The following is a 22,229-nucleotide window of genomic DNA, read 5'->3' as shown; positions in this document are numbered from 1 at the left end:
AAGCGACGGAGCCGATGCGTCGCTTTCCGGGTTTTCGTCACGGCGCGACAACCGGATGCTTCAGCGCATGCGCGGTCTCGATCCACTGCGCGTGGAATTCATCCGCATCGGGCTTGAGCCCCAGCTCGCCGTTGCGATAGGCCATCGCGAGCGTCTGCACGGCCTCCGGCAGCTCGTGCTCGGCGGCGCGGCGATAGAGCGCCAGCGCGCGCGCGTCGTCGCGCGGCACGCCGCTGCCGTCGCGGTACGCGTTCGCGAGCATGAAATCCGCGGCCGGGATGTCCGCGCGCGACGCGATCTCGAACCAGTGCGCGGCCTGCACCGGATCGGCGGCGATGCCGTAGCCGCTGCGATAGATCAGCCCGAGGTAATACGCGGCGGCCGGGTCGCCCTGTCCGGCCGCCGCGCCGAGCAGCGCACGGGCGCGTGCGTAGTCTTTCGGGATGTCGCTGCTGCCGAGCAGCAGCGCCTTGCCGAGCGCGAGCTGCGCGCGCCTCGCAGCCGGCGCGTCGGCCTTGCCGTCGGCCGTCGCGGCCGTTTCCAGCCAGCCGCGCCCCTCGTCGCGCAGCCCCGGTTCGCGCGCGTCGACGAGCGCGATGCCGAGCGCCGCCTGCGCGGCGCCCGAGCCGCGGCGCGCGAGCGTGCGCAATTGCGCCAGCGCGTGCGGCTCGGTGGCCTGCGTGACCATCGCCTGCCACTCGTCGAGCTGCGCGGCGCTCGGCGCGGGGCCGTTGCCGCGCAGGCCGGTCGCCGCGACGACGGCCGCGACGGTCACGGCCGCCGCCGCGAGCAGGGCGGCCGGCGGGAGTTTCGCGCGCAGCACGCGCCGCGCGGCGGCGGCGACGCCGGTTTCGGCCGGCCGCATCGTCCGGATCGGTTGCATCGGATGTCTCATTGCGTGAGGTCGATCTCGTAGGTCGCGAGGTTCTTGCCCGAGCCGTCGTCGGCCGCGACCTGCGTGATGCCGGTCAGGCCGGCCGCCGCTGCGTCGCCCAGGCGGTTCGGCGCGGACGCGAACTGCACGTGCGCGACCGAGCTCGCGAGCTTCGTGAAGCGCCAGCTGCGCTGCGCGCCGTCGGCCGCACGCGTGATCGCGGCGCGTTTCTTGATGAACGCGATCAGCACGTCGCGGTTCGCGTCGGGCGACGCGAAGATCGTCTTGCTGCCGTCGAGGCCCGGGAAGTTGCCGCCGCCGCTCGCGCGGTAGTTGTTGGTCGCGACGATGAACTGCGCGTTCGGATCGATCGGCGCGCCCTTGTACGTCAGGTTCTTGATGCGGCTGCCGACGGCCTGCGTGACGTCGATTTCATACGCGAGGTCGGCCGACGTGAACATGTCGAAGTTGTAGCCGGGGAAGGTGCTGACGAGCGGCTGCACGGTCGCCTTGGTCGGGTCGATCCGGTTGAAGCGCTTCGCGGCCGTCTCGAGCCAGTTCTTCACGTCGGCGCCGCTCACCTTCACCGCGTACACGGTGTTCGGATACAGGTACAGGTCGGCCGCGTTGTTGATCGCGAGCGCGCCCGGCGCGACATCGGTGTAGTCGGTGCCGCCGCCGAAGCCGCTCTTGAACGGCGCGCTGACCGACAGCACCGGCAGCGACGCGTACTGCGGCAGGTTCGCCTGCACGTAGGTCTTCACGTAGTCGGCCTGCGCCTCGTTGACGATCTGGATCGCGCCCGGATCGCCGACATCCGCGAAGTACGAGTTCATCCGGTAGTCGGTCGAGCCGATCGGCGTCTTCACGTAGTCGATCGTCGCCTGGTGCTCGGCGGCGATCGCGGCGGACACCGACGGATCGGGCGCGACGTAGCTCTTGTCGGCATTCTGGATCGACCGCGCCTCGACGGTCGTCTGCGACGGGTCGACGCTCCATGTCTTGCCGTCGAACTTCAGGCCGAGCTTGATCACGCCGAGGTGCTTGCCCCAGTAGTTGGCCATCACGGTCGGCACGCCGTTGACGGTGCCCTTGACCTTGTCGACGCCCGGCAGGTTGAACTGCGACACGGTGCTGTTCGCGTCCGGGAACACCTGGTGCGAGTGGCCGATCAGCATCGCGTCGATGCCCGTCACCTTCGACAGCCACCAGCTGCCGTTTTCCATCGTCGGCGAGTACGTGGAATTGTCGAGGCCGCCGTGCGAGATCGCGACGACGAGATCGGCGCCCTTCGCGCGCATTTCCGGAATGTACTTCTCGGCGGCTTCCTTCAGGCCGGTCGTGTAGACCTTGCCGTCGAGCCAGCGCTTGTCCCAGTTCATGATCGCGGGCGGCGTGAAGCCGATGATGCCGATCTTCACGGGCGCGCTGACCGTCCTGCCGTCCGGCGTCGTGGCCGTCACCGTCCGCGTCAGGATCGTGTACGGCGTGAACAGCGGCGCGTTGGTCTTCGCGCTGATCACGTTCGCGAGCACCTGCGGGAAGGTCGGGCCCGCGCACTTCTTCTGCTGGGCCGGCGCGGGCAGGCCGTCGACCTCGAACGTGTTGCCGGTCACCTGCGACAGGTACGGCAGCCCGTAGTTGAACTCGTGGTTGCCGATTCCGCCGCCGTCGAATTTCGCGGCGTTCATCACCTTGTAGATCGCGAGCGTCTGGTCGCAGCCGATCGGCTTCACGAGCGCCTGGTAGTCCGACAGCGCGGTGCCCTGGATCGTGTCGCCGTTGTCGAGCAGCAGCGTGTTCGGGTACTGCTTGCGCGCCTGCGCGATCAGCGTCGACACGCGCTCGAAACCGAGCGAATTGTCGGCGGCGAGCTTGAAATAGTCGTATGACAGCACGTTGGTGTGCAGGTCGGTCGTCTCGAGCAGCGCGAGCGTGGCCGTCGTACCGACGGGCGTCTGGGTCTGCGGCTGTGACGGTTGCGTGGCGGTGACGTCGTCGCCGCCGCAGCCGGCGAGGGCGAAGGCGAGGCTGGCGAGCGCGGCGGCGGCCGGTACGTGGCGGCGGGAAAACGGGGGGAAGCGCATCGGTTGTCCTGTTCGGTGTTCTGTTTTATGAAACGCGAGGGATGCAGCGAATGGCGGCGCGGCGCGCCGACGGCCTGATGTGCGGCGCGAGAGAGTATCGAAAGGAAACGTGACGGAAGAATGAAAGGTCACGACGCCGGCAGCGGTCAACCGCCAACCGGCGGCCGGCATCGGGCCGCGGCAGACGGCGGCGCCGGGCTGGCCCGGACCGGGCGGCCGCGGCGGGGCGCCCCCGCCCGGCGCGGTCGCGGAAATCGTCACGTCGCGGCATCGGGCGGTTCGCTACAATGGCCGCTGTCATCCTTTTGCAAACAACCTGCCCTTGGACTTCGAGACTCCTCCCGGCCTCTCGGTCGACGCCGGCGGCCAGGGCCAGACGGTGCGCCTGTACGGCCAGTGGACCGCGCTCGCGCTCGCGCGCAATCGCGGCGCCGTGGCGCGCCGCATCGCGGGCATCGCCACCGGCCGCGTGAGCGAATGGGATCTGTCCGGCATCGAGCGGCTCGACCACGTCGGCGGCCAGGCGCTGTGGCGCGTATGGGGGCGCAAGCTGCCGGCCGGCGTCGCGCTGAGCGCCACGCAGCGCACGATCTTCGAGCGCATCGAACGGCTCGACAGCGGCCGCGAGGCGCCGGAGCGGCTCGTGCGCGTCGATCCCGTCACGCGGCTCGGCCAGGCGATCTTCGCGTTCGGCGAGCACCTGCAGGGCGGCATCGCGATGTTCGGCCTCGTGATCCTCGATGCGCTGTCGGTGCTGCGCCGCCCGCGGACGATGCCGTGGAAGGAAACCTCGGCGAACATCTACAGCGCCGGCGCGCAGGCGCTGCCGATCACCGCGCTCGTCGCGTTCCTGATCGGCATCGTGCTCAGCTACCTGTCCGCGCAGCAGCTGCAGATGTTCGGCGCGAACCGCTACATCGTGAACATCCTCGGGCTGTCGGTGATCCGCGAGCTCGGCCCCGTGCTGTCGGCGATCCTCGTCGCGGGCCGTTCGGGCTCGGCGATCACCGCGCAGATCGGCGTGATGCGCGTGACCGAGGAGCTCGACGCGATGCGCGTGATGGGCATCCCGCACGGGCTGCGGCTGATCCTGCCGCGCGTGCTCGCGCTCGGCATCGCGATGCCGCTGCTCGTGATGTGGACCAACATCATCGCGCTGACGGGCGGCGCGCTGGCCGCGAAGCTCGTGCTCGGGATCGACGTCAACTATTTCGTGCGCTCGCTGCCGGGCGTCGTGCCGATCGCGAACCTGTACATCGGCGTCGGCAAGGGCGTCGTGTTCGGCATGCTGATCGCACTGGTCGCGTGCCATTTCGGCTTCCGGATCAAGGCGAACTCGCAGAGCCTCGGCGAAGGCACGACCACGTCGGTCGTGTCGTCGATCACGGTCGTGATCCTCGCCGACGCGGTGTTCGCGATCCTGTTCCAGAACGTGGGGCTCGGATGAACGCATCGAACGAAACGACCGCGCATGCGGCGGCCATCGGCGCCGGGTCGGTCGGCCCGCGGCCGGCCGGGGAGGCCGACGCCGGCGACCTCGTGATCGAGGTGCGCAACCTGACCAAGCGCTACGGGCGCAACATCATTCACCAGAAGCTCGACTTCGACGTGCGGCGCGGCGAGATCGTGTCGATCGTCGGCGGCTCGGGCTCCGGCAAGACGACGCTCGTGCGGCAGATCCTTGGCCTCGAGCGGCCGACGTCGGGCACGATCAAGGTATTCGGCGAGGATACGGCGACGATCGACGACGCGAGCGCGCGGATGATGCGCACGCGCTCGGGGATGCTGTTCCAGCAGGGCGCGCTGTTCTCGTCGATGACGGTGTTCGACAACGTCGCGCAGCCGCTGCGCGAGCTCGGCCGCGTGCCGCCGGACCTGCTGCACGACATCGTGATGCTGAAGCTCGAGATGGTCGGCCTGCCGTGCAAGCACGCGTCCAAGATGCCGGCCGCGCTGTCGGGCGGGATGGTGAAGCGGGTCGGCATCGCGCGCGCGATCGCGCTCGAGCCCGAGCTGCTGTTCCTCGACGAGCCGACGGCCGGTCTCGATCCGCAGGCGTCGGACGAATTCGTCGAACTGATCGCGACGCTGCACCGCACGCTGGGGCTGACCGTCGTGATGGTGACGCACGATCTCGACACGATGGTCGCGCTGTCGACCCGCGTCGCGGTGCTGGCCGACCGCAAGGTGCTGGTCGCCGCGCCTGTCGAGGAGGCCGCGAACGTCGACCATCCGTTCATTCACGAATATTTCCTGGGGCTGCGCGGGCGCCGCGCATTGCAGGCGCTGCCGCCCGAGCGGCGCGCGAAGCTGCCGAAGGCGGCCCTCGAACCGGCGCTGTCGAGCGTCGAGTTGTAACAGGCAAGGACAAGGAACCCTCTGATGGAAAACAAATCACATGCGTTCTGGGCCGGCCTGTTCACGATCGCGCTGACGCTCGCGATCGCGGGCACCGTGTTCTGGTTCAACGTCGACCGCACCGTTCGCGTGCCGTACGACCTGCTCGCGCGCACCAATGTGACGGGGCTGTTCCCGGACGCGGCCGTGCGTTTTCGCGGCCTCGACGTCGGCAAGGTGCAGTCGATCGGTTTCGACCGCACGCATCCGGGCCAGATCCGGATCCGCATCCTCGTCGACCACGACGCGCCGATCACGCAGTCGACCTACGGCAGCCTCGGCTTCCAGGGAGTGACGGGCATCGCGTTCGTGCAGCTCGAGGATACGGGGCGCGACCTGGCGCCGCTGCCGTCGTCGGCGAAGTCGATCGCGCAGATCCCGATGCGGCCGAGCCTGTTCGACCAGATCCAGGAGCGCGGCGACGTGCTGCTGCGCCAGCTCGAGCTGGCGGCCAAGAGCGCGAACGCGCTGATGTCGCCCGAGATGCGCGAGCAGTTGCGTGCGACGGCAGAGAGCCTGCAGCACGCGGCCGACGGCGCGGCGACGCTGACGAAGCAGCTCGGTCCGGCGGTCACCGCGCTGCCGGAGACGATGCACGAGGTGAATCGCGCGATGGCGTCGGCGAACACGCTGCTGCAGCCGAACGGGCCGCTCGTGTCGAACCTGAACAAGGCCGGTACGGCCGCCGAGCAGGTCGGCGTCGCGCTGAACGACCTGAACGCGCGCGTGCAGTACGACACGCTGCCGCGCTTCAATTCGCTGGCCGGCAGCGTCGGCGACGCGTCGCGGCAATTGAAGGACGTGGCCGGTGAACTCGGCCGCAACCCGCGCAGTCTGTTGTTCGGTTCGCCCGGCGCGGCGCCGGGGCCCGGCGAAGCAGGCTTCGTCTGGCCCGGTGCGACCGCCGGGAAATGAAGCGCGCATCCATTGCCCGTCCGGCCGGAAACGGCCGGGCCATGACGCCTATCGAAACCGGAAACCTCATGCAGGAACATGCCATGCCACGAATCCTTGACCGCGCGCTGCGTCCCGCCGCGGCCGCGCTTGCCGTGCTGACGCTCGCGCTGGCGGCCGGCTGCGCCGGCAACAGCGCGGTGCTGTCGAATGTTCGCTACGACCTCGGGCCACCGTCGTCGGTCGTGACGGCCGGTTCGGGCCCCGCGCTGAAGGTGCTCGACGTCGTCGCGCCCGACGCGCTCGACTCGGACAAGTTCGCGTACCGCCTTGCCTACGCGGATGCGCAGCACGTGGCCGCCTATCGCGACAGCCGCTGGACCGCGCCGCCCGCGCAACTGCTCACGCAGCGGCTGCGCGGCGCGCTGTCGTCGCGCGGCGCGGTGCTCGAAGGGGCCGACGGCGTGCGCGCGCCGACCCTCAAGGTCGACCTGAACGAATTCGAACAGGTGTTCGACGGGCAGTCGCAGAGCCACGGCGCGGTGACCGCGCGCGCGACGCTGACGCTCGACGGCAAGGTGCTCGGCCAGCGCACGTTCGTCGCGCGGGCACCGTCGAGCACGCCGGACGCCGCAGGCGGCGCGCGCGCTCGCGGCGGCGAGCGACGAGCTCGTGTCGCAGATCGCCGCATGGGCCGGCATGCAGGCGTACGCGGGCACGCCGTGACGCGACCCGCGCAGCCGCGATGAACGCGACCGGCACGCATCGCGCATCGCCGCTCGCGCGGCAGGCCTTCGCCGCTTACGCGGCGCTCGTCGTCTACGCGTCGCTGTATCCGTTCGACGGCTGGGTGTCGCTCGGCATCGGGCCGTTCGATTACCTGTTCGCACCGATGCAGCGCTACGTGACCGCCTTCGACGTGGTCACGAACGTGCTCGGCTATCTGCCGTTCGGCGCGCTCGGCGTGCTCGCGCTGCACCCGCGCTGGCGCGGCGTGGCCGCGACGCTGATCGCGGGTGCGCTCGGCGTGCTGCTGTCGGGCGCGATGGAAGCGCTGCAGACCTACCTGCCGACGCGCGTCGCGTCGAATCTCGATCTCGGCGCCAACGCGCTCGGCGCATTGCTGGGCGCGGCGCTCGTCGCGCCGGCCACGGGCGCGCTGCTCGACCGCGGCGCGCTGCGCCGGCTGCGTTTCGCGTGGTTCGAGGCCGACGGCGCGACACCGCTGCTGCTGGCCGCGCTGTGGCCGTTCGCGATCCTGTTTCCGTCGCCGTTCCTGTTCGGCATCGGCGACTGGCCGGCCGCGCTGTGGGAACGCGCCGACGCGTCGATGCAGGACGCGCTGCTCGCGTGGCTGCCGGCCGCGTGGCGCGTCAGCGAATGGCCGGAGCGGGTCGACGGCTGGCTGTCCGATTCCGCGTGGGAGGCCGTGCTCGGCGGGCTGATGCTGTTCGCCGCGCTGGCGATCGCGTCGCTCGCCATGCGGCCGCGCGCGCCGCGCATCCGGCTGCTGGTCGCGCTGGTCGTCGTCACGCTCGTGCTGAAGGCGGCCGCGACGTTCATGCAGTCGGCCACCGGCCTCGTCGTCGTGTGGGCGACGCCCGGCGCGCGGCTCGGCATCGAGCTCGGCTTCGCCGCCGCGCTCGTCGCGCTGCGCGTGCCGCAGACCTGGCGCGCGGCGCTCGCGGCGCTGGCGCTGCTGGCCGGCGTGGCACTCGTGAACCTGCTGCCGGTCAACCCGTTCTTCGACTTCACGCTGTCGGGCTGGCGGCAGGGCCGCTACGTGCACTTCAACAGCATCGCGCGCTGGCTCGCGTGGATCTGGCCCTATGCGGCGCTGATCTGGCTCGGCCAGCGCGTCGAGCATGCGTGGCTGCCGGGCGCGCTGCGCCGCTGACCGGGCCGCCGGGGTGGGGCGGCAGCGGCGCTTGCGCGGGCAGCCGCGTGCGCCGGTCGCTATAATCGTCCGCATCCTCCGTTGCCTCCCGCGCAACGGCAATCCATCGCCCTTCTTTTCGGCACGGCGTCGCGCCGGGCCGCTCGTCACCACCATGGATTCCTACTACCAGCACCACGTCTTCTTCTGCCTGAACCAGCGCGAACCGGGCGCCGAACGTCCGAGCTGCGCGCAATGCGATGCGCAGACCATGCAGGAGTACGCGAAAAAGCGCGTGAAGGAACTCGGCCTCGCGGGGCCCGGCAAGGTTCGCATCAACAAGGCCGGCTGCCTCGACCGCTGCGAGGAAGGGCCCGTGATGGTCGTGTATCCGGAAGGCACGTGGTACACGTACGTCGACCAGGCCGACATCGACGAGATCGTCGAATCGCACCTGCGCGACGGCAAGGTCGTCGACCGCCTGAAGATCTGAGCGGGCCGGCCGAATGAACGTACATACGCAGAAATCGCTGATCGCGGGTCCGGTCGGGCAGATCGAAATCGCGGTCGACCTGCCGGATGCCGTGCGCGAAAGCGGCGCCGCGCCGCGCGGCATCGCGCTCGTCGCCCATCCGCATCCGCTGTTCGGCGGCACGATGGACAACAAGGTCGCGCAGACGCTCGCGCGCACGCTCGTGCAGCTGAACTACGTCGTCTACCGGTCGAACTTCCGCGGCGTCGGCGCCACCGAAGGCGTGCACGACAACGGCGCCGGCGAAGCCGACGACCTGCTCGCGGTGCTCGCGCACATGCGCGCGCAGCCCGCGTACGCGGACCTGCCGCTCGTGCTCGCGGGCTTCTCGTTCGGCACCTTCGTGCTGTCGCACGTCGCGAAGCGGCTGCGCGACGCGGGCGAGTCGATCGAGCGGATGGTGTTCGTCGGCACGGCCGCGAGCCGCTGGCAGGTGGCCGACGTGCCCGAGAACACGCTCGTGATCCACGGCGAAACCGACGACACGGTGCCGATCGCGTCGGTGTACGACTGGGCGCGGCCGCAGGAGCTGCCGGTCGTCGTGATCCCCGGCGCCGAGCATTTCCTGCATCGCAAGCTGCACGTGCTGAAGCGCATCATCGTCGACGCGTGGCGGTAACCGGCGCCCGCGCGCGGGGGTGACGGCCGCAGGCCGGTGCCCGCAGCGCGTGCCCGCGCTTGCCGCGGGCGCGACCCGCCCGCGCGGCATCGCGCCGCACGCGGCGCTCGCTTCGACTTGCACGCCGCCTGCACGCGCCTTTCGAGGGGCTTCACGCGCGATCGCCTACGGCAGCTGCCCGAGGCCGAGGCGCGCTGCCCGCCGACGGGTCGGGGCTCGACTTCCGCCGCCCTCGATGTGCCGTCTTTCCGCATCCGTGGCGGCATCGCCAGGCGCCCCGGCGCGGCCGGGCGGTGCGCCGGTTTGCGCGATGCCGCGAGCGCGAGTCGGCCGGCACATCGACACCGTTTCGCACCGAACGCGCCACAAGGTTCGCGAAAACGCCCTGCGCGGCCACGTATAATGGCCGGATTCCGCGTCGCCCGCGGCCCGGCTGGGCCCATGCGGCGCTCGTTTCGCCGCCTGTCCGCCCGCTCGCGACGGCCGCGAACCGAACGCGTCCGCACGAGTCCAACCGGCGCGTTTCGCGCCGCCCGACGCTGTCGGGCGCGTGCCCGGAACGCCCGCCGCCTTGCCGTTCAACCCTGCGCGTTTCGCACCGCACTTTCTGCCATCAGCCTGAATCGATCATGCGTCTGTCTTCCCAAGGCCTCAAGTCCCTCGCTTCCTCCATCGCCTTCGGCACCGCCGCGCGCAACGTCGCGCTCGGCGTGATGCTGCCCGTCGCGCTCGCATCGACGATCGTCGTCGCCGAGGCGAAACCGGCCGCCAAGGCCAAGGCCGCGCATGCGGCGCCGGCCGCCGAGCAGTTCACCGGCGCGCCCGCGACCTACATGCCGGGCGCGGTGCCGCCGCCGGGCGTGAACGCGCGCTCGTGGGTGCTCGTCGACGCGACCAGCAACACGGTGCTCGCATCGGGCAATGCGGACGAACGCGTCGAGCCGGCCTCGCTGACGAAGCTGATGACCGCGTACCTCGTGTTCGAGGCGCTCGACAAGAAGAAGATCTCGATGGAACAGATCGTCACGCCGAGCGACGCCGTGCGCCGCGTCGGCCGCGACGAGTCGCGCATGTTCATCGAGGCGAACAAGCCGGTGTCCGTGCATGACCTCGTGTACGGGATGATCATCCAGTCGGGCAACGACGCCGCGATCGCGCTGGCCGAACTCGTCGGCGGCAGCGAAGGGCAGTTCGTCACGCTGATGAACGACGAAGCGCAGCGCCTCGGCATGAAGGGCACGCACTTCGCCGACGTGAACGGCATGCCCGACCCGAACCACTACACGACGGCCGGCGACCTCGCGAAGCTGTCCGCGCACCTGATCCGCGATTTTCCGCAGTACTACAGCATCTTCTCGGAGAAGGAATTCAAGTACAACAACATCCGCCAGGGCAACCGCAACCGCCTGCTGTGGCTGGATCCGACGGTCGACGGCCTGAAGACGGGCCATACGCAGGCGGCCGGCTACTGCCTGATCGCATCGGCGAAGCGCGCGATTCCGGGCGTCGACGGCCAGCGCCGCCTGGTGTCGGTGATGATGGGCGAGCAGAAGGAAGGCGAGCGCACGCAGGACAGCATGAAGATGCTGAACTACGGCTACAGCGCGTTCGATTCGGTGCGCCTGTTCAAGGGCGGCCAGGCGATCTCGACGCCGCGCCTCTACAAGGGCAAGGAAAACACCGTGCAGGTCGGCGTGAAGAGCGACCAGTGGGCGACCGTGCCGCGCGGCCTCGGCGACAAGGTCAAGACGGAGGTCGACGTCAACGCGCCGCTGATCGCGCCGCTCGCGGAAGGCCAGCAGGTCGGCACCGTGAAGATCGTCGCCGACGGCAAGACGCTGTCCGAATTCCCGGTCGTCGCACTGCAGGCGGTGCCGGAAGCGGGTATCTTCGGGCGTATCTGGGACTCGATCCTGCTGATGTTCAGCAAGAAGAAGTAAGCCCGACGGGCCTTTGTTTTCACGACTTCATCCCCATCTGTCATCACTATGAGCCAAGCCGAATTCGAACCGATCGTCTACCTCAGCGTTGCGTCGCAGGAGGAACTGGTGCCGCTGTCCGAAGCCCGTGTGCCGGTGCTCGACCGCGGGTTCATCTTCGGCGACGGCGTGTATGAAGTCGTGCCCGTTTATGCGCACGACGGCGCGCACGTGCCGTTCCGGATCGATCAGCATCTGGAGCGGCTCGCGCGCAGCCTGAAGAAGATCGGCATCGACGATCCGCACGACGCGGCCGGCTGGCGCGCGCTGATCGAGCACGTGGTCGCGGCGAATGCCGAAGGCCTCGGCGACGGCAACGCGCTCGTCTACCTGCAGGTGACGCGCGGCGTCGCGAAGCGCGGCCATGCGTTCCCGGCGGACGCGGTGCCGACGGTGTTCGCGATGACGAGCCCGCTGCGCCTGCCGTCGGAAGAGGAGCGCGCGAAGGGCGTGCGCTGCGTGACGGCCGAGGATCGCCGCTGGCTGCATTGCGACATCAAGTCGATCTCGCTGCTCGGCAACGTGCTGATGGCGCAGCATGCGGCGGAGCGCGACGCGTTCGAGACGCTGCAGCTGCGCGACGGCAACCTGACCGAAGGTTCGTCGTCGAACGTGTGGATCGTGAAGAACGGCGAGCTGATCGCACCGCCGCGCAGCAACAAGATCCTCGAAGGGATCCGCTACGCGCTGGTCGAGCAGCTGGCCGACGAATGCAAGATCCCGTTCGTCGCGCGCGAGATCAGCGAAGTGGAGTTGCGCGCGGCCGACGAGATCATGATCACGTCGGCCACGAAGGAAGTGCTGCCCGTCACGTTGCTCGACGACCTGCCCGTCCAGGGCGGCAAGCCGGGCCCCGTGTTCGCGGCGTTGTACGACGCGTACCAGCGTGCGAAGGCACGCGAGTTTGAACAGTTTGACCTAACCCGGAGAAAGTGATGAGCGAACCGACCAAAACCATCGAGGTGACCGGCGCGATCGATACCCGGAAGGAGTCGCTGCTGGAGTTTCCGTGCGATTTCCCGATCAAGATCATGGGCAAGGCGCACCCGGAGTTCAAGGACACGATCTTCAAGGTCGTGGCCGTTCACGACAACGAGATCGATGTCGAGAAGATCGAGGAGCGCGCGTCGAGCGGCGGCAATTACACGGGCCTCACGATCACCGTGCGCGCGACGAGCCAGGAGCAGCTCGACAGCATCTACCGCGCACTGACCGGCCATCCGATGGTCAAGGTCGTCCTTTAAGCGCCTTCCAGCCGCCTGAGCGCTTTCCATCCTCCTTCCCGCGCGCACTCGGCGGGGGTCTTCCCCGCCGCGCGCCGCGCGTCCAGCTCGTCGCACAGCCGCTTGTATTCCACGACCTGCTCGAACAGCCAGGTCCTGAACGCCTGCACGCGCGGCGTGTTCAGAAGCGGCGGCGGGCACACGAAAAAATAGTGCCACGGGCTCTGCCCGTCGATGTCGAACAGGCGCACGATGCGCCCGTCGAGCAGGTCGTGTACCGCGAGCGAGCGGCGTACCAGCGCGATGCCCTGGCCGTCGATCGCGGCCAGCAGCAGGTTCGACGAATCCTGGTACAGCACCCCCCCGTTTCGGCTCGGTCAGCGTATCGAGCCCGGCCGCGTCGAACCACGGCCGCCACAGCTCGTCGTCCGAGCGCAGCAGGTTGTAGTGGACGAGATCGGCGGGCGTTTGCGGCAGCTTGCCGCCGTTCAGCGTCGGCGCACAGGCCGGAAAGAACACCTCCTCGAACAGCGGCTCGACGTGCAGCCCCGGATAGGTGCCGGAGCCGAAGCGGATCGCGAGGTCGACGTCGTCGCGCGCGAAATCGGTGAGCGAGTTGGTCGACTGCAGCTCGACGTCGATTTCCGGATGCCGCTCGATGAACGAGCCGATGCGCGGCGTGATGAAGCGCGCGGCGAACGACGACAGCATCGACACGACGAGCCGCCGGTCGCGGTCGCTCGAGCGCACCTCGCGCGTCGCGTCCGCGATCACCATCAGCGCGGTGCGGATCTGCTGCGCGTAGCGCATGCCGGCGTCGGTCAGGCACAGCCGCTTGCCGTTGCGTGTGAACAGCTGCACGCCGAGCTCCTCCTCGAGTGCGCGAACCTGATGGCTGACCGCGCCGTGCGTGACGTACAGCTCGTCGGCGGCGCGCGAGAAATTCTCGTGACGGGCGGCGGCTTCGAACGCGCGAATCGCGTTCAGCGCAGGCAGCTGGCGGAGGTCCATTTGCTAATTTTCCTCACATCGACGTGAAAATTGGTCGTTTTGTCGGACGCCTTGAAGTGTCTACGATTGTAGCCATCGAAGCACTTATTGGCGGAGTCGATCATGCAAGAAATCTCTTCAAGCATCACGTTCGAAATCCCGGCGGGCGAAACCGTACCGATGAAGGTACAACGCAGCACGCGGCTGATCGTTCAATGCGGGCCGGTCTGGGCCACGCGCAGCAACGACGTCGACGACTACTTCCTGGTCGACGGCGAGACGCTGAAGCTGCGCCGCGGCGAGCGGCTGTGGCTCAGCGCGGAAGGCCGCGAGGGCGCGTGCGTCGCGTTCTCGGTGTCGCGGCCGCCCCGGGAGGTCGCGCTCGGCGGGCTGGCACGGCTGCGCGAACGCGTGAGCGCACTGTTCCACGACGGCTGGCGCACGGTCTGACCTGCATGTCGTCCGACGGATACCGGCGATCCGTCCCCGTCCCAAGGCCGGCGAGACCCATGGGTTTTCGGTAAACTACCGCCCATGTCCGTTTCGCCGGTTTCCATCGTGTCCACCCCTGTCGCCGTTTCCGCATCGCCCGCCGATTCCCCGGCCCAGCCGGTCACCGTGCGCTGGCGGGGCCTCGAGGCCTACGAGACGAGCTTCGACGCGATGCGCGCGTTCACCGACGCGCGTACGGCCGATACCGGCGACGAGATCTGGGTGGTCGAGCATTCGCCCGTCTACACGCTCGGCCAGGCCGGCGACCCGGCCCACCTGCTGGTGGCCGACAGCGGCGTGCCGCTCGTGAAGGTCGACCGCGGCGGACAAATCACCTACCACGGCCCCGGCCAGATCGTCGTCTACCTGCTGCTGGACCTGCGCCGGCGCAAGCTGATGGTGCGCACGCTCGTGACGAAGATCGAGGAGGCCGTGATCGAAACCCTCGCGGCGTATAATCTCGCTTCGGTCCGCAAGGCGGGCGCGCCGGGGATCTACGTGGCATCCGGCGTGCACGAGGGCGCGAAAATCGCGGCCCTCGGCCTGAAGATCCGCAACGGCTGCAGCTATCACGGGCTCAGCCTGAACGTGAAGATGGATCTGCGCCCGTTTCTTGCGATCAACCCGTGCGGCTATGCCGGACTGGAAACCGTCGACATGGCGAGCCTCGAGGTTGCCGCCGACTGGAACGACGTCGCGCACACGCTGGTGCGCCGTCTGATCGCCAACCTCGACGGCGCATCCGCGGCCGCCGACAAGCCGCAGGCACTGGAACAATCGAATGACTGACGTTACCGCTTCTCCCGCACCGGCCGATTCGGCCGCCACCGCTGCCTACGATCCGACCGCCAAGCAGAAGGCGCAGGCGAAGACGGCGCGCATCCCGATCAAGGTCATTCCGATCGAGAAGCTGAAGAAGCCCGAGTGGATCCGCGTGAAGGCGGCCACCGGCAGCTCGCGCTTCAACGAGATCAAGACGATCCTGCGCGAGCACAACCTGCACACCGTGTGCGAGGAAGCGAGCTGCCCGAACATCGGCGAATGCTTCGGCAAGGGCACCGCGACGTTCATGATCATGGGCGACAAGTGCACGCGCCGCTGCCCGTTCTGCGACGTCGGCCACGGCCGCCCCGATCCGCTCGACGCCGACGAACCGAAGAACCTCGCGCGCACGATCGCCGCGCTGAAGCTCAAGTACGTGGTGATCACGAGCGTCGACCGCGACGACCTGCGCGACGGCGGCGCCGCCCACTTCGTCGAGTGCATCCGCGAAGTGCGCGAGCAGTCGCCGGAAACGCGCATCGAGATCCTGACGCCGGACTTCCGCGGCCGTCTCGACCGCGCGATCTCGATCCTGAACGCCGCACCGCCCGACGTGATGAACCACAACCTCGAAACGGTGCCGCGCCTGTACAAGGAAGCGCGCCCGGGTTCGGACTACGCGCACTCGCTGAAGCTCCTGAAGGACTTCAAGGCGCAGCATCCGGACGTCGCGACGAAATCGGGCCTGATGGTCGGCCTCGGCGAGACGGAGGAGGAAATCCTGCAGGTGATGCGCGACCTGCGCGCGCACGACGTCGACATGCTGACGATCGGCCAGTACCTGCAACCGTCCGAGCACCACCTGCCGGTGCGCGCGTACGTGCATCCGGACACGTTCAAGATGTACGAGGAAGAGGCGTACAAGATGGGCTTCACGCACGCGGCCGTCGGCGCGATGGTGCGGTCGAGCTATCACGCCGATCTGCAGGCGCACGGGGCCGGCGTGGTCTGAGCGCCGCGTTCGCGCAGCAGTCTCATGCAGTCGAAACAAGCCCGCAGCGATGCGGGCTTTTTCGTTGCCGCGCCGGCCGTCCGTGCTGCCGCACGGCAATCGCCACCCGACCGGACACGCGATCCGGTCGAACGTGGAAAGCAAAGCTGAAACGGCATCGATAGCTTCGCAGGATAAGTTCGCTCCCGCGGCACACAAAGCTCGTAAAGTCGGCTCTCCCGCAGCAATGCCCGCATTCCGAAGGAGAGCCGCATGTCCCGTTTCAGCTTCATCCGCCGCGCCGTCGTCGCGCTGACCGCCTTTGCCGCGCTCGGCGCGGCGCACGCCGAATCGCGCGAAGTCGTGATCGCGTACCAGGACATGGTCGTGCCGTGGCGTTACGCGCAGGCGAGCGGTGAAGTCGAAAAGGCGACCGGCTACAAGGTCACGTTCCGCAAGCTCGACAGCGGCGCCGACGTGATCCGCGCGCTCGCGTCGGGCTCCGTGCAGCTCGGCGAAGCCGGGTCGAGCCCGATCGCCGCCGGTCTGTCGCAGGGGCTCGACATCTCGCTGTTCTGGGTGCTCGACAACATCAACGACGCCGAGGCGCTCGTCGCGCGCAACGGCTCGGGCGTCACGAACGTCGCATCGCTGAAGGGCAAGAAGATCGGTGTGCCGTTCGTATCGACGTCGCACTTCCATACGCTCGTCGCGCTGCAGGCAGCGGGCGTCAATCCGAACGACGTGAAGATCGTCAACCTGCGTCCGCCCGAAGTCGCGGCCGCATGGGCGCGCGGCGACATCGACGCGACCTACATCTGGGATCCGGTGCTCGCGAAGGTCAAGCAGTCGGGCACCGTGCTGACGACGTCGGGCCAGGTTGCGAAAGAAAGTGGCAAGGCGACCTTCGACGGCTTCGTCGTGAGCCGCAAGTTCGCGCGCGAGAATCCCGAGTTCGTCACGCGCTTCGTGAAGGTGCTCGCGGCGGCGGACGCCGACTACCGCACGCATGCGGCGGCATGGAAGGTCGGCTCGCCGCAGGTCGCCGCGGTCGCGAAGGTGTCGGGCGCGAACGCGCAGGACGTGCCGGCGAGCCTCGCGCTCTACGCGTTTCCGACGGCAGCCGAGCAGGCGTCGCCGACGTGGCTCGGCGGCGGCGCGCAATCGGGCGCCGCGAAGTCGCTCGCGGCCACGGCCACGTTCCTCAAATCGCAGGGCACGATCCAGACGGTGCTGTCCGACTATTCGGCCGGCGTCGATCCGCAGTTCGTGCAGAAGGCCGCGCGCTGAGCGCGGCGATCATCGCGGAGTCCCGAGCATGAGCACGCTGGAAGTCCGTCAGGTATCGGTTGCCTATCCGGGCGAGCGCGGCAGGCCGACGACGCAGGCGCTCGCGCGCGTCGACCTGCGTATCGATGCCGGTGAATTCGTCGTCGCGCTCGGCGCCTCCGGGTGCGGGAAGACGACACTGCTGAACTGCATGGCCGGCTTCGTCGCGCCGACGACGGGCGACGTGCGCGTCGACGGCGTGCCCGTCACGGGCCCGGGCGCCGATCGCGGCGTCGTGTTCCAGAAGTACGCGTTGCTGCCGTGGCTCGACGTGCTCGACAACGTCGCGCTCGGGCTGCGCTTCGCGCGCGTGAAGAAGGCCGAACGCGAGGCGCGGGCGCGACAGATGCTCGCGCTCGTCGGGCTCGACCATCATGCGCATGCGCGCGTGTACGAGCTGTCGGGCGGGATGCAGCAGCGTGTCGGCATCGCGCGTGCGCTCGCGAGCGACCCGCGCGTGCTGCTGATGGACGAGCCGATGGGCGCGCTCGACGCGATGACGCGCGGCTCGATGCAGGCGCTCGTGCTCGACGTGTGGGCGCGTACCGGCAAGACCGTGTTCTTCATCACGCACGATGTCGAGGAGGCGTTGTTTCTCGCGACGCGTCTCGTCGTGATGACACCGGGCCCGGGGCGCATCGCGGAAACCTTCGAGCTGCCGTTCGCGCGTCGCTACGTCGAATCGCGCGATGCGCGCGCGGTGAAGTCGTCGCCGGATTTCATCGCGTGGCGCGAGCGGCTGATCGCGTACCTGCATCGCGACGAGGCCGTCGCGGAGCACGCATGACGAGCGAACTCGCGCGGCACGGCGCGGCCGTCGGGCGCGGCCGGAACAGCACTTTGCACAGGCAGGACAGCATGAGCACGCAGGATTCGTGGGCGGCCGATCGCGCGGCCGCGGGTATCGAGCAGGGCGGTCGCACGGAACACGAGGCGGCGGTGCGTCGTGCGTCGTCGTCGCGCCGCTACCGGCTGCCGGGGGAAGGGAAGACCGCGCGACTGAGCGCGGCGACGGTCGCGGCGCTGGCCGTGCTGTGGTGGGTCGCGACGCATCGCCAATGGCTGCCGCCGCTGTTCCTGCCCGCGCCGGAAGCCGTATGGGCGGCGTTCGTCGATGCGTGGCACGGGCGCATCCAGGGCGGCCTGCCGCTGTCCGACCATCTGCTGTGGAGCGCCGCGCGCGTGTTCGGCGCATTCCTGCTCGCGACCGCGATCGGCGTGCCGGCCGGCATCCTGATGGGCGTGAGCCGCGTCGCGCGCGGCGTGCTCGATCCGCTGCTGGAGTTCTACCGGCCGCTGCCGCCGCTCGCGTACCTGCCGCTCGTCGTGATCTGGTTCGGCATCGACGAGACGGCGAAGCTCGTCGTGATCTTTCTCGCCTGCTTCGCGCCGATCGCGATGGCCGCACGCGCCGGCGTGCGCGCGGCGACGGTCGAGCAGATCAACGCCGCATATTCGCTCGGCGGCAGCTTCGCGCAGATCGTGCGCCACGTGGTGCTGCCGGCCGCGCTGCCGGAAATCCTCACCGGGCTGCGGATCGCGATCGGCTTCGGCTGGACGACGCTCGTCGCGGCCGAGATGGTCGCCGCGACGGCCGGGCTCGGGCAGATGGTGCTCAATGCGTCGAGCTTCCTGCGCACCGATATCGTCGTGATGGGCATCCTGATCATCGGCGCGATCGCGTGGCTGTTCGATCTCGCGATGCGGTGGGTCGAGCGGCGCGTCGTGCCGTGGAAGGGGCGCGGCTGAAGCAGCGCGCGACACGCCCGGATCGGCTGGCGCACGACCGTCAGCGGCCGGGCGTAAGCGGCGGTGAATTCGGCGACGAATGCATCGCGCGGCAGTCGGGGCACCGACGCGCATCGCCGTACCGGCGATGCCGGCCGCCTGCAATCACGCGCTCATGTTCTGCGCTTGCGCAGGCGCTGCGTCGAGCGAAGCCGCCGGGTCGATCAGCCACGTGAAGTTGTCGCTCATCGCCCTCACTCGCCCATCGCCACCCCTTCCCGACGCGGATCCGCGCCGCCGAACCACACCGTCTGCCCCTGCACGTTCAGCCGCTGGATCCCCTGCAGCCCGGAGTTCATCTCGACGACCTGCACGTCGTGCCCGCGGCCCTTGAGCCCGTCGGCGAGCGCCTCCGACACGCGGCCGCGCTCCAGTTGCGTCGGCCCGTTCATCGACCCGAAGTTCGGCAGCGCGATCGCCTGCTGCATCGTCATGCCCCAGTCGAGCACGCCGACCAGCGTCTTCGCGACGTGGTTGATGATCGCGGGGCCGCCTGCCGAGCCGACGACCATCGTCACCTGTTTCGTCTTCTTGTCGAACACGAGTTCCGGCGACATCGCCGAGCGCGGCCGCTTGCCCGGCTGCACGCGGTTCGCGACCGGCCGGCCGTTGTCGTTCGACACGAACGAGAAATCGGTGAGCTGGTTGTTCAGCATGAAGCCGCGCACCATCAGCCGCGAGCCGAACGCATCCTCGATGCTGGTCGTCATCGACAGCGCCTGGCCGTAGCGGTCGACGATCGCGATGTCGGACGTCGACGGCCGTTCGGGGCTGCGATCGTCGGCCATCGCGAGCGTCGCGCCCTGCGGCGTGCCGGCCTGCGCGACGCCCATGCTGGTGTCGCCGATCAGCCGCGCGCGCTGCGCGAGATAGGTTTTGTCGGTGAGGCTCGCCCAGCTGCCGCCCGGCAGCGGCACGAAATCGGGATCGGCGACGTAACGCGCGCGGTCCGCATACGCGAGGCGGCCGGCCTCGCTGAACAGGTGCGCGGCGAACGGCGTCGGCTCGTAGCCGACATCGTTGCGCACCGGCTTCTGCGCGCCGATCTGCTGCCAGTCGGGCATCGCCTCGAGGATGCCGAGCATCTGCGCGATCGCGAGGCCGCCCGACGACGGCGGCGGCATCCCGCACACCACCGAGCGCCGGTAGTCGGCGCACAGCGGCGTGCGCACCTTCGCCTTGTAGCGCGCGAGATCCTGCAGCGACAGCAGGCCCGGGTTGGTCGGGTGCCTGCGCACCTTCGTGACGATGTCGCGCGCGATCGCGCCGCTGTAGAACGCATTCGCGCCGCGCTCGGCGACCTGGCGCAGCACGGTCGCGAGCGCGGGGTTCTTCAGCACCGTGCCGGCCGCCTTCGGCGTGCCGTCGGCGTTGTAGAAGTACGCGCGCGCGGCCGGGTCGTTCTTCAGGTACCGGTCGTTCGCGATCAGCGTCGCGAGCCGCGGGCTGATCGTGAAGCCCCGCTCGGCGAGCCGGATGGCCGGCTGGAACAGCCGGCGCCACGGCAGCTTGCCGTGCGCGCGGTGCGCGGCGTCGAGCATGCGCAGCACGCCCGGCGTGCCGACCGAGCGGCCGCCGACGACACCTTCGTAGAAGCTCATCGGCTGGCCGGTCGGCCCGTAGAACAGCCGGTCGGTCGCGGCGGCCGGCGCGGTCTCGCGGCCGTCGTACGCCTGCGCCGTCTTGCCGTCGAAGTACAGCATGAACGCGCCGCCGCCGATCCCCGACGATTGCGGCTCGACGAGCGCGAGCACCATCTGCGTCGCGATCGCCGCGTCGATCGCGGTGCCGCCGGCCTTCAGCATGTCGTAGCCGGCCTGCGTCGCAAGCGGGTTCGCGGCCGCGATCATGAAGTGCTGCGAGGTCCAGCCCGGCTTGTCGGTCCATCCCGACGACAGTTCGGGCGCGTGAACGCCGGGCAGCGGGACGGCCGCGCCCGATGCGGCGGCGACCGGGACGACGGCGCCCGACGGCGCGGACGGGGACGTGCAGCCGGCGTTGAACGCGACGAGCGCGACGGCGGCAAGCAGCGTCCAGGGACGCGGGTGCGGGCGAATCCGGTCGAACATTGAACCCTCGGCAGCAGTGAATGCGAATGAGGCGACGGCGCCGGCGCAACGCGGCTGCCGGCCCGGCGCGCTATTGTCGCCGCGCCGCCGGCGGATTGTCATCCGACAGAAAACCCTGACGAATCGCGGCGGGCCCGCCCCGGCCGGTCTTTCCGGCCTGTTCGAGGATGAACTCTATGAACGTCGACGTCGCGCGCGTGTGATGCCGGTTCGGCATGTACAGCATGTACATGTGCGTGCCGAAGATGCTGAGCCGGTACGCGTCGAGCGACGTGACGACGGTGCCGCGCCGCATGTCGTCCTGCATCACGTAGTCGGGCACGATGCCGACGCCGATGCCCGCGAGGATCGCCTGGCGCAGGAACAGGAAGTTCTCCGAAATCAACGTGGGTTCGAGCAGCACCTCGTGGCGCTCGTCGCCGAGATACGCGGCGATCCGGAGCTGCCGGCCCATCACCGTCGCGGTGACGACCGGCGCGGCGGCCAGCGCGCCGAGGCTCGACGGCATCCCGTGCGCGGCCGCGAACGCCGGCGACGCGCACGCGACGTAGCGCACCGCGCCCATGTCGCGCGCGACGAGGTTCTGCGGCGGCTCGGACATCACGCGGATCGCGATGTCGACTTCGTCGCGCATCAGGTCTTCGACGCGATTCTCGAACACGACGTCGAGCACGATGCCCGGGTGCAGCCGCTTGAACGCGAGCAGCCAGTCGGACATCACCATCTGCCCGTAGCCGCTCGGCACCGACAGCCGCACGCGGCCCTGCAGGTCCTGGCCGAGCGTCGTCACCGATTCCTGCGCGGCGAGCAGTTCGTTGCGGATGCGCCGGCCGTGCTCGTACAGCTTCAGCCCGATCTCGGTCGGCTCGATGCGCCGCGTCGTACGCCGCACCAATTGCTGGCCGATCGAGCGTTCCAGCTGGTTCAGCCGGTAGCTGACGTTCGCGCGGCTCATCTTGAGCCGCTGGGCGGCCTTGCTGAGATTGCCGGCGTCGAGGATCTCGACGAGCAGCGTCAGCGCGTTCAGGTCCATGTTTTCGCTCCTGATCCATCCCGTTTAACGGTCGGAATGCATCCAGTGTCAAGTCAGACTTGACAGCTTGTAAAGGCAAGAGGGAATTGTCAATGAATCTCGATCAATCGAGAATCGGGTCATGCCTCGTGCACAGACTGGAGACGCCATGAATGCCCCCGCCCCCGTTACTATCTTCACGCCCCGATTGTCGGGGCTTTGGCCAGCCAGGCCCGGCATGATTCTCGCCCCCAGTCGCAGTCATGATCCGGGGGGTGTTGTCACCGGGCCTGGTGGGTGGCTGGTGATCGCTGA

The 22,229-nt window shown here is 69.1% G+C and carries 19 protein-coding genes and 2 pseudogenes; 16 read left to right on the top strand and 5 right to left on the bottom strand.

Annotation, left to right across the window (positions count from 1 at the left end; translation table 11 throughout):
• Window positions 1–37 precede the first annotated feature (37 nt).
• Both HWX00_RS28265 and HWX00_RS28260 read right to left on the bottom strand, forming a co-directional pair.
• The gene (locus tag HWX00_RS28265) at window positions 38–883 is read right to left on the bottom strand and encodes a tetratricopeptide repeat protein (protein ID WP_069706677.1); all 846 of its coding nucleotides are present in this window, start codon (window positions 881–883) and stop codon (window positions 38–40) included.
• 8 nt (window positions 884–891) lie between these two features.
• A complete protein-coding gene (locus HWX00_RS28260; protein ID WP_175029194.1) occupies window positions 892–2,961 on the bottom strand; it encodes a bifunctional 2',3'-cyclic-nucleotide 2'-phosphodiesterase/3'-nucleotidase in 2,070 nt (689 codons plus the stop codon).
• 322 nt (window positions 2,962–3,283) lie between these two features.
• On the opposite strand from HWX00_RS28260, the gene HWX00_RS28255 reads away from it, so the two are divergent.
• From HWX00_RS28255 to HWX00_RS28210, 10 genes and pseudogenes are all read left to right on the top strand, one after another.
• Window positions 3,284–4,408 (top strand): MlaE family ABC transporter permease, encoded by a 1,125-nt coding sequence (locus HWX00_RS28255; protein ID WP_034189191.1) that lies wholly within the window; start codon window positions 3,284–3,286, stop codon window positions 4,406–4,408.
• On the top strand, window positions 4,405–5,319 hold the full coding sequence (locus tag HWX00_RS28250) for an ABC transporter ATP-binding protein (protein ID WP_034189192.1): 915 nt from the start codon (window positions 4,405–4,407) through the stop codon (window positions 5,317–5,319). Before HWX00_RS28255 ends, HWX00_RS28250 begins: the two co-directional genes overlap by 4 nt.
• A gap of 24 nt (window positions 5,320–5,343) precedes the next feature.
• Window positions 5,344–6,273, top strand: a complete 930-nt coding sequence (locus HWX00_RS28245; RefSeq protein WP_034189193.1) for an MlaD family protein — start codon at window positions 5,344–5,346, stop codon at window positions 6,271–6,273.
• A gap of 68 nt (window positions 6,274–6,341) precedes the next feature.
• Window positions 6,342–6,978 (top strand): annotated as a pseudogene (locus HWX00_RS28240) (ABC-type transport auxiliary lipoprotein family protein).
• Between the two features lie 19 nt (window positions 6,979–6,997).
• Window positions 6,998–8,149 carry a VanZ family protein gene (locus HWX00_RS28235; RefSeq protein WP_124670229.1) on the top strand — a complete coding sequence of 384 codons (1,152 nt, stop codon included), beginning with the start codon at window positions 6,998–7,000 and terminating at the stop codon, window positions 8,147–8,149.
• 154 nt (window positions 8,150–8,303) lie between these two features.
• Complete coding sequence (locus tag HWX00_RS28230; protein ID WP_011694422.1) at window positions 8,304–8,621, top strand: (2Fe-2S) ferredoxin domain-containing protein; 318 nt, start codon at window positions 8,304–8,306, stop codon at window positions 8,619–8,621.
• Window positions 8,622–8,634: 13 nt separating this feature from the next.
• The gene (locus HWX00_RS28225; RefSeq protein WP_049032355.1) at window positions 8,635–9,279 is read left to right on the top strand and encodes an alpha/beta hydrolase; all 645 of its coding nucleotides are present in this window, start codon (window positions 8,635–8,637) and stop codon (window positions 9,277–9,279) included.
• 629 nt (window positions 9,280–9,908) lie between these two features.
• On the top strand, window positions 9,909–11,219 hold the full coding sequence (locus HWX00_RS28220; protein ID WP_034189196.1) for a D-alanyl-D-alanine carboxypeptidase family protein: 1,311 nt from the start codon (window positions 9,909–9,911) through the stop codon (window positions 11,217–11,219).
• 48 nt (window positions 11,220–11,267) lie between these two features.
• On the top strand, window positions 11,268–12,194 hold the full coding sequence (locus tag HWX00_RS28215) for a D-amino acid aminotransferase (RefSeq protein WP_175029195.1): 927 nt from the start codon (window positions 11,268–11,270) through the stop codon (window positions 12,192–12,194).
• A complete protein-coding gene (locus HWX00_RS28210) occupies window positions 12,194–12,502 on the top strand; it encodes an HP0495 family protein (RefSeq protein WP_034189198.1) in 309 nt (102 codons plus the stop codon). The genes HWX00_RS28215 and HWX00_RS28210 overlap by 1 nt, the downstream gene beginning before the upstream one ends.
• On the opposite strand, the pseudogene HWX00_RS28205 reads toward HWX00_RS28210, so the two are convergent.
• Window positions 12,499–13,492: pseudogene (locus tag HWX00_RS28205) on the bottom strand (transcriptional regulator GcvA). The gene HWX00_RS28210 and the pseudogene HWX00_RS28205 overlap by 4 nt on opposite strands.
• A 102-nt stretch (window positions 13,493–13,594) precedes the next feature.
• On the opposite strand from HWX00_RS28205, the gene HWX00_RS28200 reads away from it, so the two are divergent.
• The 6 genes from HWX00_RS28200 to HWX00_RS28175 all read left to right on the top strand — a co-directional run bounded on the left by HWX00_RS28200 (window position 13,595) and on the right by HWX00_RS28175 (window position 18,794).
• Entirely contained in the window at window positions 13,595–13,921 is a 327-nt protein-coding gene (locus HWX00_RS28200; protein ID WP_034189295.1) for a DUF2917 domain-containing protein, read from the top strand.
• A gap of 84 nt (window positions 13,922–14,005) precedes the next feature.
• Window positions 14,006–14,752, top strand: a complete 747-nt coding sequence (lipB, locus tag HWX00_RS28195; protein WP_069706680.1) for a lipoyl(octanoyl) transferase LipB — start codon at window positions 14,006–14,008, stop codon at window positions 14,750–14,752.
• Window positions 14,745–15,737: a lipoyl synthase gene (gene lipA / locus HWX00_RS28190; protein WP_034189201.1), complete on the top strand. Its 993-nt coding sequence runs from the start codon at window positions 14,745–14,747 to the stop codon at window positions 15,735–15,737. Before lipB ends, lipA begins: the two co-directional genes overlap by 8 nt.
• Before the next feature lie 252 nt (window positions 15,738–15,989).
• The gene (gene tauA / locus HWX00_RS28185; RefSeq protein WP_034189202.1) at window positions 15,990–17,006 is read left to right on the top strand and encodes a taurine ABC transporter substrate-binding protein; all 1,017 of its coding nucleotides are present in this window, start codon (window positions 15,990–15,992) and stop codon (window positions 17,004–17,006) included.
• 28 nt (window positions 17,007–17,034) lie between these two features.
• Window positions 17,035–17,832 (top strand): taurine ABC transporter ATP-binding protein, encoded by a 798-nt coding sequence (locus HWX00_RS28180; RefSeq protein ID WP_034189203.1) that lies wholly within the window; start codon window positions 17,035–17,037, stop codon window positions 17,830–17,832.
• Complete coding sequence (locus HWX00_RS28175) at window positions 17,829–18,794, top strand: ABC transporter permease subunit (RefSeq protein WP_175029196.1); 966 nt, start codon at window positions 17,829–17,831, stop codon at window positions 18,792–18,794. The genes HWX00_RS28180 and HWX00_RS28175 overlap by 4 nt, the downstream gene beginning before the upstream one ends.
• Window positions 18,795–19,027: 233 nt before the next feature.
• On the opposite strand, the gene ggt is transcribed toward HWX00_RS28175, so the two are convergent.
• Together ggt and HWX00_RS28165 are read right to left on the bottom strand one after the other, a co-directional pair.
• Window positions 19,028–20,902, bottom strand: coding sequence for a gamma-glutamyltransferase (gene ggt / locus HWX00_RS28170; RefSeq protein ID WP_175029197.1), 1,875 nt, complete (start codon window positions 20,900–20,902; stop codon window positions 19,028–19,030).
• A 70-nt stretch (window positions 20,903–20,972) separates the two neighbouring features.
• The gene (locus tag HWX00_RS28165) at window positions 20,973–21,935 is read right to left on the bottom strand and encodes a LysR family transcriptional regulator (protein ID WP_049030921.1); all 963 of its coding nucleotides are present in this window, start codon (window positions 21,933–21,935) and stop codon (window positions 20,973–20,975) included.
• Between the last annotated feature and the right edge of the window lie 294 nt (window positions 21,936–22,229).

The organism is Burkholderia seminalis DSM 23518 (assembly GCF_902832885.1).
In the GTDB taxonomy this organism is placed as follows: Bacteria; Pseudomonadota; Gammaproteobacteria; order Burkholderiales; family Burkholderiaceae; genus Burkholderia; species Burkholderia seminalis.
This window is presented reverse-complemented; position numbering and strand designations above follow the sequence as displayed.